The following is a 13,118-nucleotide window of genomic DNA, read 5'->3' on the forward strand; positions in this document are numbered from 1 at the left end:
TTTCAAACGTTACGCTCGTCATCTCTCCCCCCACACAGCACAGGAGAACGGGCGTGCTTGACGGCGAAATAATCGTGATCGGCGGCGGATACGGGGGCATCCGCCTCGCCAAGCAGCTGGACGAGGTCGCACGGGTCACCCTTGTGGACCGCAAGGAGGTCTTCTTCCACCGCATCGCCGCGCTGCGCGCCGGCGTGCACGAGGCATGGACGACGACGCCCTTCATCCCGTACGACCGGCTGCTGCGCAACGGCCGTGTCGTGATGGGCAAGGCGGTCGGGATCGACACCGCCGAGCGGCAGGTGAAGCTCGCCACGGGTGAGCGGCTGCCGTACGACGTGGTGGTGATCGCGACCGGCGCGGACTATCCGGAGCCGGCCCGCTTCCTGGGCACCACCTCCGAGGAGGCGGGCAAGACGTTCGCCGTGCACCAGGAGAGCGTGGCCGCCGCCGAGCACGTCCTGATCGTCGGCGGCGGACCCGGCGGCGTGGAACTCACCGCCGAGATCCGGCTGGCCCGGCCGGACGCGCGGGTCACCCTCGCGCACGCCGGGCCCGAGCTGCTCAACTCCACCGGCAGCAAGTGGGCCGGACGGCGGGCCCTGGCCTGGCTGGAGTCGCACGACGTGGAGGTACGGCTCGACTCGTTCGTCTCCCCCGGGCCCGACTTCGGCACCTACCGGGACGGGCGGGGCAACCTCATCGAGGCCGACCTCTCCTTCTGGGCCAACGGCACCACGCCGAACACCCTCTGGCTGCGGCTGGCCGGGCACGGGGACTGGCTCAACGCCGCCGGGCACGTCAAGGTCGACCGGATGCTGCGGGTCGACGGGCGGCTCGACGTGTTCGCGGTCGGTGACGTGAACGACGTCAGCGAGCTGAAGGTCTCCCCCGTCGCGTTCGCCCAGGCGGACATCGCCGCCCACAACATCCGCGCCTATCTGGGGAGTTCGGGCAAGCACCGCAAGGAGCCGCGTCTGTACCGGCCGATCCGGCGGACCCCGCTGATCGTGCCCCTCGGTCCGGCCGACGGAATCACCCTCCTGCCCGTGCCGGGCGGCGAGACGGCCGTGCTCGGCGCGCGCACGTCCACGCTGGCGAAGGCGAAGACACTGATGACGCCGTATATACGGAAGCAGCTCGGCTACTCCGCGTGAGACTCGGGCCTCCCCCGAGGGAGCGGCGGGGGCGGGACACGGCCCACCCGCCCGCGGCCGAGCACCCCACCTCGAAAGGGTCAGTCGACCCGGACCGCACCCGTCGGCTCCTGCTCCACGAGGTCGTTCGCGTGGGCGAGGAAGTCGTCGACCATCCGGTGGAAGAGTCCCGCGAGCTGCTGGAGTTCCTCGGGCGACCACTCGGACAGCGCCATCTGCATACCGCGGACACCGGCCTCCCGAATGCGCCCTATGGCCTGCTTGCCGACCGCCGTCAGCTCGATGCGCTGGGCGCGGCGGTCGTCCGGATCGGGTACGCGGGTGACGTAGCCGGCCTTCTGGAGCTGCTGGACCTGGCGGGTGACGTGCGAGGCCTCGACACCTAGGCGGTTGGCCAGCTCCCCCGGACGCAGCGGCTCGGAGTCGGCGATCTGACGCAGCAGGGCGACGGCGGCACGGTCCAGCGGCACCCCGGCCAGGCTCATCAGACGCTCGTGCGCCCGGGCCCGGGTGCTGAGGTAGGTGATGCGAGTGAGGGCTCGCTCGATCTCGATCACTTCCGGGGAAGCCGGGTCGGAGGGTAGCGGTGAGGGGGGCATGGGATCTACTTTACCATCTTGTTGCCTAACTCAAGTAAGTTCATCGCCCGGGTAGCCCCCGCGACCGAACGGAGCCCTCATGTCCCTTCTCGCCCGCCCGGCGGTGGCCGCCTTCGCGGCCAAGGCGATGCAACGGCTCGCGGCACTGGCGAGCCGACGAGCCGGTGGGCCCGGCTCCACGGCCGCATGGCACGCCCGCCTCCCCGAATACACCTGCACCACGCGCGAGTTGACGGTACCGACCTCGTTCGGCCCGGCCCGCGCCGTGCTGTACGTGCCCGCCGACGCGGAGGGAGGCCCTCCCCCGCCGGTCCACGTCAACTTCCACGGTGGCGGCTACGTCATGCCGCAGATCGAGCTGGACGACTCGCTGTGCCGGTGCATAGCCGTCGAGGCGGGTGTGGCCGTGCTCAACGTGGACTACGTGGTCGCCCCGCAGCACCCGTTCCCCGCGCCGCCCCGGCAGGCGTTCGAGGTCGTCCGGTGGGTCGCCGAGCACGGGGGCGAGCACGGCTGGGACGGCGAACGGCTCTCCGTTGGCGGCCAGAGCGCGGGCGGCGGCCTCGCGGCGGCGGTGGCCCGCCAGGCGCTGGAGGAGGGCGGCCCGTCGATCGCCCTCCAGGTCCTGCACTATCCGCCGCTCGACCTCGCCACCGCCGCCCGCGACAAGCGGGCCGCGATCGCCAAGCCGTTGCTGCGCCCCTGGATGGCGGACGTCTTCGACAGCGCGTACATCCCGGACCCGAAGCAGCGGGGCGACCGGCTGGCCTCGCCCGCGCACCCCTCGGACACCGCCGGTCTCAAGGGCATCGCGCCGGCCTTCGTCGTCACCGCCGAGTACGACCTCCTCAAGGCCGAGGGCGTGGCCTACGCCGACCGCCTCCGCACGGCCGGATCGCTGGTCGGCCACCACGACGTCACCGGCGCCGACCACGGTTACGACAGCCAGGACGAGGCCAGGGCACGCGAGGTGTACCCGCTGATCGCGGAGCAGGTGCGACGGGCGTTCGAGGAGAGGGTGTCGTAGGGCGGCGACGTCCCCGTGGAGGGCCGGTCCGCGACCGCGGGCCGGCCCTCCACGGGGTGTTCACCCTGTCGGGGACGGGGACTTGCGCTCTCTCAGCCGACCGGCGGTGTTCCGTGGGTGTGGAACGACTCGATGGTCCGCAGGCCCCAGGCCTGGCCCTTGGCGCGCTCCGCCTGCGTCCAGGTGACGAGCGGCCAGTCGGGGGCGAGGACGAGCCGGGTGAGCGGGTTGCACAGCTCGATGCGGTTGCCGCCCGGCTCGTAGACGTACAGGAAGAACGTCTGCTGGATGGCGTGCTTGTGCGGGCCGGTCTCGATGAACACGCCCTGGTCGAGGCAGAGATCGGCGGCTCGCAGGATGTCCTCGCGGGTGTCGGTGGCGAACGCGATGTGGTGCAGACGGCCGCGTGAGCCGGTCCAGTCCTCGGTGTGGACGACGTCGTACGACTTGTTGGTGAAGGTCAGCCACTGGGCGGCGACCTTCCCGGTGTCGAGGACGATCTGTTCGGTGGGGCGTGCGCCGAGCACCTCGCGGGTGAACTCGGCGTTGGCCCCGACGTCGGAGGCGAGGTAGTTGACGTGGTCGAGGCGGCGTACGCCGACGCCGTGGCCGGGTTTGGCCTGGGGCTGGTTCTTCAGCCCCGGCCTGAGGTCGGCCGGCGCCTCGTACCACTCGCTCTCCCAGTACAGGGCGAGCTCGTGCCCGTCGGGGTCGGTGGTGACGTAGAGCGGGCCGATCCCCGGTTCGTCCTCGACCCAGCGGCCCGCGCGCCCGGTGCTCTCCAGCTCCTTGACCCGGCGCCGCAGGGCCTCCTCGCCGGACGCCCGCAGGGCGGTGCGGCGGATGCCGTTGGTGGAGTGGGCGGTGAGGGTGAGGCTGTGGTGCTCGTAGTCGTCCCAGGTCCGCAGGTAGACGGAGCCGCCGGAGCGGCCGTTCTCGGTGAGGCCCAGGATCTCGGTGAAGAACCAGAGGCTGCGGTCGAGGTCGGGGGTGAGCAGTTCGACGTGCCCGAGGTGGGCGATGTCGCCGAGCGGCGGGGTCATCGGTGACTCCTTAGGGGCGGGAGGCGGGGTCTGCGGGCCGGGGGAAGACCGTGCCGTCGAAGATCTTGCGGGCGGTGCGGACGACGGCGGTGCGGCTCACCGAGGGGCCGCCGTCGGGGCCGTACGCCACGTGGGTCTCGATGTCGAGGAAGCCGGTGGGGTGCTCGATGCGCAACAGGTCACCGGTGAGCGGGAGTTGGGCCAGGCCGTCGCCGACTCCGCCCTTCACGCGCAGCCCGGCGGCCACGCTCGCGCCGCCGAGTACGCCGATCGAGGTGTGACAGCGCACCGGGATGAACGTGCGGGTGGCGACCGCGCCGCCGTCCTGCGGCGGGGCGAGCAGGCTGAGTTTGGGCACGGTGGTGTGCTCGACGTCGCCGAGACCCATCAGCGGGCCCGCCGCCAGCCTGATCCCGCGCAGCCGGTCGGCGAGCGCGAGGTCCTCCTCCAGGATTTCGGGGGTCTCGTGGCCGGTGACGTTCAGCGCGGCGGCGGGGATCAGGACGGTCGGCATGCCGTTGTCCACGCAGGTCACCTCGGTGCCGGCGACGACGTCACGGGCGTTGCCGGTGGGCAGCAGCGGGGTGCCGCCCGACGGGAACTCGATCACCACCGGCGCGGCCGTCCCCGGCACCCCCGAGATCCCGGCGTCCCCGGTGACCGCGATCCGGCCGCCGGGGGTGGGGAAGGTGGCGACGGCGAGATCACCGCTGTTCAGCATGCGGATCCGTACGGACGTCTCCGGCTCGCCGACGCTCACCAGTCCGCGTTCGACGGCGAACGGACCGACTCCGGCGAGCAGGTTGCCGCAGTTCTGACGGTCGCTCACCTCCGCCAGGTCGACGCCGACCTGGAGGAAGAGGTAGTCGACGTCGGCCTCGGGATCGGCCGAGGCGGACACCACGGCCACCTTGCTGGTCAGGGGATGGGCGCCGCCCAGTCCGTCGATCTGGCGGGGATCGGGGCCGCCCATCACCCGCAGCAGCAGGCCGTCACGGTCGGCCGGGACGGCGGGCAGGTCCCCGGCGAGGAAGTAGGCGCCCTTGGAGGTGCCGCCGCGCATCAGCATGCAGCGGATCCCGTCGGGCCACCCGGTCACGGCCGGGCCTCCGCGCCGACGTGCTCCCCGTGCGGCTTCCCGGCTCGGCCGCGCTCGCCCGCGTACCTCGCGTACGGCCTCACGAGTCCGCCTCCTCGCCCGTGTACTCCTCGTAGGACCGGTACGTCACCCCGAGTCGTACGAGGGTCTCCCGCAACCCGTAGCGGTCCAGGCCGAGTTGGCCGTCCAGGAAGGCGGCACGGGAGGCGGCCTCCTTCCGTTCGCGGGCCTCGGACGCCTCGGCCGTACGCCGGGCCCGTTCCCGGGGGACGACGACCACGCCGTCGTCGTCGGCGAGGATCACGTCCCCGGGACGGACGACCTGGCCGCCGATGGCCACGGGGATGTTGACGGAGCCGCCGGTGGCCTTGACGGTGCCCTGCGCGCTGACGGCCGCGGCCCAGGCGGGGAAGCCCGTCGCGCGCAGTTCGCAGGTGTCGCGGATGCCCGCGTCGATGACCAGGCCGCGTACGCCCCGCCGCCCGAGCGCGGTGGCGAACAGTTCGCCGAACATGCCGTCGGTGGAGGGCGAGGTGGTGGTGACGACGAGGATGTCGCCCTCGCCGCACTGCTCGACGGCGGCATGGATCATGAGGTTGTCGCCGGGCCAGGACAGGACCGTGACGGCGGTGCCGACGATCCGGGTGTCCTGCTGGACGGGGCGGAGGTGGGTTCCGAGCAGGCCGGTGCGGCCCATCGCCTCGTGGACGGTGGCGACCCCGTACCGGCCGATCGCCTCGACGTCCTCGGCGTCCGCCTTCGGCGGGTTGGTGACGATCACGCCGCCCATCAGTCCAGCACCCCCGTGACCTGCGGGTAGGGGCGCATGTACGCCTCGGCCATGGTCGTGTGGGCGAGGCCCAGGTTGGGTCCCGCGTTGCGCTTGAGCTGGACGCCACGGCGTACGGCGAGGTCGGTGTAGTAGTCCCACAGGTGCCGCTGGGCGCCCAGGCACTCCATGGCCTTGCGCTTGGTCTCCCAGACGTCGGTGATGTCGAGGAGGACCTCGGGCCGGAAGCCGCACATCTCGGGCTGGTGCGGCTCGAAGAAGAACACGGGCGGGGCGCCGATGATCTCGCCCTCGGCGGGGTAGCCGATGGCCTGCGCGAGTACGCGGGCGTCCAGGGCCATGCGGGCGGCGGCCGGGTGGTCCCCGTTGTAGGGATCCTCCAGCGGGTGGGTGAGGACGACGTCCGGCTGGGTCGCGCGGTAGACGGCGACCAGCCGGTCGGTCAGTTCGGGGGTGCCGAGCAGCGGGTAGTCGCCGGCGTCGAAGAAGACGATCCCGGCGCCGAGGGCGGCGGCGGCCCTCTCGGCCTCCTCCCGGCGGATCGCCTTGATCTCGCCGAGCTTCCGGCCCTCGCGCCAGGCCTTCGCGGACTCCCCGCGCTCCCCGAAGGTCAGACAGGCGACGGTGACCTTCTCGCCGCGCGAGGCCGCCAGGGCGATGGCGCCGCCGGCCCTCCACACGAAGTCCCCCGCGTGGGCGGTGATGACGAGTGTCGATCGAGGTGGGGCGGCGGCGGACGCCGTGCCGTCGGCCATGTGTCGGCTCACTCCCTGTTGAGGCTCGGTTCGCCTCCGGGGCGCCAGAGCCTGTGTCGGGAACGGCGATCGTGCCCGCCCCTTCGGGCCTCCGCGCGTTCGCCGTCCCGACACAGGCGCGCCCCTTCGGCTCACTCGCCGTGGTGGACGGGCCTGTCTGCCCACCCCGGGGCGTCGTGCGTGGCGCGGCTATGCGCGCAGCGCGGTGATCACGCTCGTGAGGTGGGCGCGGACGGCCTCCTCGGCCGCCCGCGGGTCCCTGGCCGTGATCGTCTCGATCATGGCCAGGTGTTCACCCAGGGAGTGCTGGGGCCGTCCCGGCCGCAGCGCGAGCTGGAATCGGTGGCGCACCAGCTGGGCGTTGAGCCGTTCCAGCATTCCCACCGCCACCTGCTGACCGGAGATCTCCCGGATGCGGGCGTGCAGTCGCTGGTTGAGCCCGGAGTACGTCACCGGTTCGCCGTCGGCCACGGCCTTGGTCATCGCCGTGCCGATGTCGGCCAGTTCGGCGAGTTGGTCGTCGGTGGCCACCGTGGCCGCCTTCGCCGCGCACAGCCCTTCCAGGACCATGCGGCACTCGCTGATGGCGACCGCTTCCTCCACGGTCACCACCCGCACCCGCGAGCCCCGGTTGCGGATCCGCTCGACCAGCCCTTCGGCCGCCAGATCGATCAGTGCCGCGCGGATGCTGGCCCGTGTCACACCGAACTGCTCGGCGAGTTCGTTCTCCACCAGCCGCTGAGCCGGTGCCATCTCGCCGTCCAGGATCGCCTGCCGCAGCTTCGCCACCGCGAGCTGTTTGGCCCGCTCGCCGGTGCCCGGACGGGCTTCCTCCTGCATGATGCCCTCCCTGAGTGAGTGCCTGTCGAACGTAAATCCAGGGCAACAGGATTGTCAACAATTTTGTTCTCACAGGGTTCGCGCTGCTTACAGGGCTACGCGCACCGGGAGGAGCACGGCCGAGGGCTGCTCCGGGCCGTGGTGGACGCTCTGGTCGGCCGCGCGGAGGGTCGTGGCGGTGGCGAGGGGCTCGCCCGTGCCCGGGTTGCGGGCGTAGCGCGAAATGAGCAAGTGGCCGTGACCGCCGACACCGAGCGGATCCGCCCCCGGCCCTCTCACCCAGGTGCGTCAGCGGCGGGGCACGAGCATGCTCAGCGCGTTCGCCGCGACCACCGCGCCGATCGCGGCCCACTCGATCCACCCGAGGCCCTGCCCGAGCATGATCCAGCCGGCGAGGGCGGCCAGGACGGGGTTGACGCTCATGAAGAGCCCGAAGGCCTGGGCGGGCACGCGGCGCAGGGTGAACACGTCCGCGAGGTACGGCACGGCCGAGGCGAGGACGCCGGCGGCGATCGCGTAGCCGACGGCCCCGGCGGTCGGCGGCTGCCGGACGACCACGACGATGCCGACCGGCAGGAAGGCCAGGGCGGAGAGCCCGGCGGCGGCGGCCGAACCCTGCGCGCCGGGGATACGGCGGCCGACCGTGCGGTTGAGGAGGATGTACGACGCCCAGCAGACGGCGGCGAGGAGGCCGAGCCCCATGCCGAGGTGGTCGGCGGAGGGCTGCGGACGCATCAGGGTGACCACGCCGAGGGCGGCGATCAGCGCGCAGCACGCGTCCACCCGGCGGCGCGAGCCGGCCAGGGCGATGGCGAGCGGGCCGAGGAACTCCAGGGTCACCGCGAGCCCGAGACCGATGCGGTCGATGGCCGTGTACAGCGACAGGTTCATCGTCCCGAAGACCAGTGCCAGCAGCGCCACCGGCCACCACTGCCGCGCGGTGAAGGACCGCAGCCGGGGCCGGCCGACGGCCACGAGGACGATCGCGGCGACGTACTGCCGTATCGCGACGACCCCGGCGGGCCCGAGCACGGGGAAGGCCAGTGAACCCAGCGCGGCCCCGACCTGGTTGGACACCCCGCAGCCGACCATGGTGAGGACCCCGGCCAGGCGGGCCCCACCCGGCTCGGAAGCGGGGGCCGTAGCCGTAGCCGTAGCCAAGGCCGGGGTGGGGGTCGGGGAGGCGGGGACCGTACCGGAGGAGTCGGGAGCGGAGGCCGCGGCGGTGTCCATGAGCCGATCGTGCGCCCGGGCGACCGATGGCCCAAAATGCATCCCCGTCCCGATCTATACGCTGGAGTCATGGATGACACGCGTCGGCGGCGGGGCGACGATCCGGACCCGGCCGTCAGGGTTGTGGAGCTGCGACAGCTGCGCTGTCTGGTCGCGATCGTCGAGGAGGGCACCTTCACCGACGCGGCCATCGCGCTCGGCGTCTCCCAGGCGGCGGTGTCCCGCACGCTGGCCTCGCTCGAACGGGCCCTGGGCGTACGTCTGTTGCGGCGGACCTCCCGCGAGGTGACGCCCACACCGACCGGACTGCGGGTGGTGTCGCACGCGCGGCGAGTGCTCGGCGAGGTGGACGACCTGGTGCGGGAGGCGACCTCGGGCCAGGTGCGGCTGCGGATCGGGTACGCCTGGTCGGCGCTCGGCCGGCACACGCTGACGTTCCAGCGCCGCTGGGGTGCCGCGCACCCGGCGACGGATCTGCAGTTCGTGCGGGCCAACTCCCCGACCGCCGGGCTGGCGGAGGGCTCCTGCGACCTCGCGGTGGTCCGGTGGGCGGTGGACGACCGCCGGTTCGACTCGGCGATCGTGGGCCTGGAACGGCGGCTGTGCGCGATGGCGAGCGACGATCCGCTTGCCCGCCGCCGGTCGGTGCGGCTCGCCGACCTCAGCGGGCACACCCTGCTGGTCGACCGCCGGACCGGCACGACCACCACCGACCTGTGGCCGCCCGGATGCCGTCCGGCGACCGAGGAGACGCACGACGTCGACGAGTGGCTCACCACGATCGCGACGGGCCGTGCCGTCGGAGTGACGGCGGAGTCCACCGCCAACCAGTACCGGCGGCCCGGCGTCGTCTACCGGCCGGTGCTCGACGCCGAGCCGATCGCCGTACGGCTCGCCTGGTGGCGGGACGACCCGCATCCCGCCACCCCGGCCGCCATCGAACTGCTGACGGCGCTCTACCGCTCCGGCTGAGCCCCCGTCCTCGGCGTCAGCCGCAGCACGGTGCCCTCACCGTTGGCCGACAGCAGGAGGGTGCCGTCCGGAGCGGCGGCGAGGCCCGCGAAGCGGCGGGCCATACCGGGCATGATGTCCGCGAACAGCGCCGGTTCGGTGCGGGGGGCGACACCTGGGGGCGGCCCGACCGGCAGGTCCTCCGCGTCGATCCGACGCTCCCCCGTGGTGAGGGAGACCGCGCGAAGCCTGCGCGGCCCGGTCTCCACCACGAACAGCTCCTCGCCCAGGACCGCCAGGCCCTGGGGTGCGCCCAGCCCGTCCACGACGAGGGCCGTCCGGCCGTCCGAATCGATCCGGAGCACCGTCCCGAGCCGCTCCTCGCTGACGTAGAGGCGGCCCTCCGCGTCGAAGGCCACGTCCGTGGGCCGGTCGAGGCCTTCGGCGAGCACGGTCACGGTGGCGGTGCCGGAATCGGTGCCGGTGCCGGAATCGGTGGCGCCTTCGTCCCCGATGGCCACGACCCGGCCCGCGCCCGTCTCGGCGACCACGAGTGAACCGTCCGGTCCGACCGCTATGCCGATGGGGCGGTTCAGCCCCCGCGCCCGCTCCCGGACCGCCGCACTCACGGTGTCGTACGTCTGCACCATGCCGAACTGCGAGGTGTAGTGCAGCAGTTCACCGTCGGCGGTGATGCCGTGGGCGAAGGGCAGCAGAAGGTGGGTTCTCACCCCGCCGGGCCCCGCCTCCGCGGACGTACCGACCGGCTCGCCCTCGTCGGTGGCCGCCGGGCTCGCCAGCCGGTAGTGGTCGGCGGCGTAGACCGTACCGCCGAGGTCGACCGTCACGCCGTAGGGGCCGTCGAGGCCGCGGCGCACGATCTCGCGGGTGCGGCCGTCGGGGTACAGCTCGGTGACGCCGCCACTGGCATAGCTGGAGACGAACATGCGGTTCTCGGCGTCGAACGCCGCGTTGTCCAGCCCCTTCAGACCGCTGGTGACGAGCGTGCGGGTGCCGCTGCCGTGCAGGTCGATGCGGGTGACGATGCCCTCGACGCCCCGGGAGACGACGTGCAGGACACCGCCCTGGTCGAAGCGGACCGCGACCGGCTCGTGCACGTCCTCGGCGACCACCTCGGGCGTGCCGCCGTCCGGCGGGATGCGCCAGACCTGCCCGGTGATCATGTGCGGGTAGTAGAGGTGGCCGTCCGGGCCGCGCTGCATCGCGTTGCCGAGGGCCAGGCCCTCGGTGAGTACCACCGGGTCGCCGCCGTCCGGGAACAGCTCCATCAGACGGCCGTTGGGCTTCATCTCGTTGACGAAGAGCCGGTCCCCGATACAGGCGATGCCGTTGGGGTTCGTCACGTCGTCGGTGACGAGGCTGTACTCCCCCGCCGGGGTCCGTCGCGTCACCCGGCCGGGCACCAGGTCTGCTATGTACATCGAGCCGTCGGCTCCGAAGGCGAGGTCGTCCGGCGACTGCACCGGGCTGTCCATCGGGACGACGACGTCGACGTCCCCGGTGGCCGGGTCGACGGCGCTGATCTGCCCGGCGAGGAACTGCGCCACGTACAGCCGCCCGTCGGGGCCGAACGCGACCCCGTTGGAACCCCACAGCGGACTGGGCGGGTTGAGCCGTCGCGCCCGCCAACGGGCACTGGTGGTACGGAGATCGCCGGTCCCGTCGTAACGGTTGGGCCGCGTGCTCATGTCGGCTCCCGCTCTCTCGCCCGGCCTCACTCGGCGCCGACGAGCACGTCGTCCATGCCGCCGTCGGAGCGCCAGTGGCGGAGCAGTTCGTGGAAGGCGACCGGTCCGTCGCCGTACGACTCACTGCGCTTCCTGGGCCGGCCCTCGTTGTTGTAGTAGCCAGGGGTGCACTCCGCCTGGAACGTGTGCAGGTCGGCGGCCTTCTCGCGGATGGTGGCGACCCAGGCGGCCTCGGCCTCGGCGGTCGGCTCGACGTACCGGGCGTGGCGCCTGCGGGCCTCGGCGACGACCTCGCCGACGTGGATCGACTGCTGGTCGAGGATGTGGACGTAGTTGACGGCGCTGGCGTTCTGCATGGGGCCGAGCTGGAAGAGGTTGGGGAAGCCGTGGCTGTAGAAGCCGTGGAGGGTCTTCGGGCCGGCCGTCATCCAGGTCTCCAGCAGGCCGACGCCGTCCCGGCCGTACGCCGGCAGCCGGCCGGAGAGCAGCCCCGAGACGCCGACCTCGAAGCCGGTGGCGAAGATGACGCAGTCCACCTCGTACTCGACCCCGCCGACCACGACGGCCTTGTCGGTGATCCGCTCGACGCCGTGGGTGTCGGCCGTGTCGACGAGGGTGACGTTGGGCCGGTTGAAGGTCTGCAGGTAGTGGTCACTGAAGGTGGGCCGCTTGCACATGTAGCGGTACCAGGGCTTCAGCTTCTCGGCGGTCTCCGGGTCCTCGACGATCGCCGCCACCCGGTCGCGCAGCTCGTTCATCTTCTGGAAGTCGGCGATCTCGTACGCCCGTTCGCGCTCGTCCGCCGGTACGTCGGCGTACGCGTCGGTCGGGATGAGCTTCTCCTGGAGGCGGGCGCTGCTGGTCCAGGCGTCGTTCACCAGGTCCTTCCCGGCCCGGACGCCGGTGACGGTCCTGAGGAAGTTGTCCATGCGCCGCCCCTGCCAGCCGGGGGTGAGCGTCGTCGCCCACTCCGGGTCGGTGGGGCCGTTGCCGCGTACGTCGACCGTCGAGGGGGTGCGCTGGAAGACGTACACGTGCGCCGCGTCGGCCCCGAGGTGGGGAACGACCTGGATGGCGGTGGCGCCGGTGCCGATGACGGCCACCCGCTTGTCGGCGAGCCCGGTGAGGCCGCCGTTCGCGTCGCCGCCGGTGTAGTCGTAGTCCCAGCGGCTGGTGTGGAAGGTGTGGCCCAGATAGGTCTCGATGCCAGGGATGCCGGGGAGCTTCGGCTGGCTGAGCGTGCCGCTGGAGACGACGACGTAGCGGGCCCGCATGCGGTCGCCGCGGTCGGTGGCGACGACCCACTCCAACTCGGTCTCGTCCCAGCGCAGTTCGGTGGCGACGGTCTGGAAGCAGGCGTCGCCGTAGAGGTCGAAGTGGCGGCCGATGGCCCGGGTGTGCTGCCTGATCTCCTCGCCCGGCGCGTATTTCCACTTCGGGACGTAGCCCAGCTCTTCGAGCAGCGGCAGATAGATGTACGACTCGATGTCGCAGTGGATGCCGGGGTAGCGGTTCCAGTACCAGGTGCCGCCGAAGTCGCCGCCCTTCTCGATCACCCGGATCGATTCGACGCCCGCCTGACGCAGCCGGGCCGCGGCGAGCAGCCCGCCGAAGCCGCCGCCGACGACGACCGCCTCGACCCGGTCGTGCAGCGGCTCGCGGGTGAACTCCTGGTCGGCGTAGGGGTCGTCGTCGTAGGAGACGAACTCACCGGCGATCCGCCGGTACTGCGCGCCGCCGTCCGGCCGGATCCGGCGTTCGCGCTCGGTCCGGTACCGGGCGCGGAGGGCTTCGGGGTCGAAGCCCAGCTTCTCCGGGTCGATGGACGTGGGGCCGGTCGGAGTGTGGGGGGTGGACATCGGTGTCCTCTCTGCGGTCCTGATACGTCTGGTGTGGAGTTGTGGGTGGTGCGGTG

The 13,118-nt window shown here is 72.3% G+C and carries 13 protein-coding genes; 3 read left to right on the top strand and 10 right to left on the bottom strand.

Annotated elements, in window-relative coordinates; genetic code table 11:
* Nucleotides 1–53: 53 nt before the first annotated feature.
* Nucleotides 54–1,157: an NAD(P)/FAD-dependent oxidoreductase gene (locus tag AWZ10_RS40600; protein ID WP_046707180.1), complete on the top strand. Its 1,104-nt coding sequence runs from the start codon at nucleotides 54–56 to the stop codon at nucleotides 1,155–1,157.
* Between the two features lie 80 nt (nucleotides 1,158–1,237).
* Here the strand turns inward: AWZ10_RS40600 and AWZ10_RS40605 are convergent, their stop codons facing one another.
* Nucleotides 1,238–1,756 carry a MarR family winged helix-turn-helix transcriptional regulator gene (locus AWZ10_RS40605; protein WP_208618641.1) on the bottom strand — a complete coding sequence of 173 codons (519 nt, stop codon included), beginning with the start codon at nucleotides 1,754–1,756 and terminating at the stop codon, nucleotides 1,238–1,240.
* Between the two features lie 79 nt (nucleotides 1,757–1,835).
* Between AWZ10_RS40605 and AWZ10_RS40610 the strand changes: the two genes are divergently transcribed.
* A complete protein-coding gene (locus tag AWZ10_RS40610; protein WP_046707179.1) occupies nucleotides 1,836–2,783 on the top strand; it encodes an alpha/beta hydrolase in 948 nt (315 codons plus the stop codon).
* A gap of 92 nt (nucleotides 2,784–2,875) precedes the next feature.
* On the opposite strand, the gene AWZ10_RS40615 is transcribed toward AWZ10_RS40610, so the two are convergent.
* The 7 genes from AWZ10_RS40615 to AWZ10_RS40640 all read right to left on the bottom strand — a co-directional run bounded on the left by AWZ10_RS40615 (nucleotide 2,876) and on the right by AWZ10_RS40640 (nucleotide 8,543).
* Nucleotides 2,876–3,826: a catechol 2,3-dioxygenase gene (locus tag AWZ10_RS40615; protein WP_046707178.1), complete on the bottom strand. Its 951-nt coding sequence runs from the start codon at nucleotides 3,824–3,826 to the stop codon at nucleotides 2,876–2,878.
* 10 nt (nucleotides 3,827–3,836) lie between these two features.
* A complete protein-coding gene (locus AWZ10_RS40620) occupies nucleotides 3,837–4,925 on the bottom strand; it encodes a 4-oxalomesaconate tautomerase (protein ID WP_208618642.1) in 1,089 nt (362 codons plus the stop codon).
* 79 nt (nucleotides 4,926–5,004) lie between these two features.
* Nucleotides 5,005–5,715 (bottom strand): 4-carboxy-4-hydroxy-2-oxoadipate aldolase/oxaloacetate decarboxylase, encoded by a 711-nt coding sequence (locus AWZ10_RS40625; protein ID WP_046707177.1) that lies wholly within the window; start codon nucleotides 5,713–5,715, stop codon nucleotides 5,005–5,007.
* The gene (locus AWZ10_RS40630; RefSeq protein ID WP_046707176.1) at nucleotides 5,715–6,470 is read right to left on the bottom strand and encodes a PIG-L deacetylase family protein; all 756 of its coding nucleotides are present in this window, start codon (nucleotides 6,468–6,470) and stop codon (nucleotides 5,715–5,717) included. The genes AWZ10_RS40625 and AWZ10_RS40630 overlap by 1 nt, the downstream gene beginning before the upstream one ends.
* A gap of 189 nt (nucleotides 6,471–6,659) precedes the next feature.
* Complete coding sequence (locus AWZ10_RS40635; protein WP_046707175.1) at nucleotides 6,660–7,310, bottom strand: GntR family transcriptional regulator; 651 nt, start codon at nucleotides 7,308–7,310, stop codon at nucleotides 6,660–6,662.
* An 87-nt stretch (nucleotides 7,311–7,397) separates the two neighbouring features.
* Nucleotides 7,398–7,541 carry a hypothetical protein gene (locus AWZ10_RS51975; RefSeq protein ID WP_159015126.1) on the bottom strand — a complete coding sequence of 48 codons (144 nt, stop codon included), beginning with the start codon at nucleotides 7,539–7,541 and terminating at the stop codon, nucleotides 7,398–7,400.
* A gap of 57 nt (nucleotides 7,542–7,598) precedes the next feature.
* Complete coding sequence (locus tag AWZ10_RS40640) at nucleotides 7,599–8,543, bottom strand: EamA family transporter (protein ID WP_079104642.1); 945 nt, start codon at nucleotides 8,541–8,543, stop codon at nucleotides 7,599–7,601.
* 69 nt (nucleotides 8,544–8,612) lie between these two features.
* Here AWZ10_RS40640 and AWZ10_RS40645 point away from each other — a divergent pair, with 69 nt between their 5' ends.
* Nucleotides 8,613–9,515: a LysR family transcriptional regulator gene (locus AWZ10_RS40645; RefSeq protein ID WP_046707173.1), complete on the top strand. Its 903-nt coding sequence runs from the start codon at nucleotides 8,613–8,615 to the stop codon at nucleotides 9,513–9,515.
* On the opposite strand, the gene AWZ10_RS40650 is transcribed toward AWZ10_RS40645, so the two are convergent.
* Nucleotides 9,500–11,203, bottom strand: coding sequence for a hypothetical protein (locus AWZ10_RS40650; protein WP_060893582.1), 1,704 nt, complete (start codon nucleotides 11,201–11,203; stop codon nucleotides 9,500–9,502). The genes AWZ10_RS40645 and AWZ10_RS40650 overlap by 16 nt on opposite strands.
* Nucleotides 11,204–11,229: 26 nt before the next feature.
* Complete coding sequence (locus AWZ10_RS40655) at nucleotides 11,230–13,062, bottom strand: flavin-containing monooxygenase (RefSeq protein WP_046707171.1); 1,833 nt, start codon at nucleotides 13,060–13,062, stop codon at nucleotides 11,230–11,232.
* Between the last annotated feature and the right edge of the window lie 56 nt (nucleotides 13,063–13,118).

Origin of the sequence: Streptomyces europaeiscabiei (assembly GCF_001550375.1) — a bacterium.
Lineage (GTDB): Bacteria > Actinomycetota > Actinomycetes > Streptomycetales > Streptomycetaceae > Streptomyces > Streptomyces europaeiscabiei.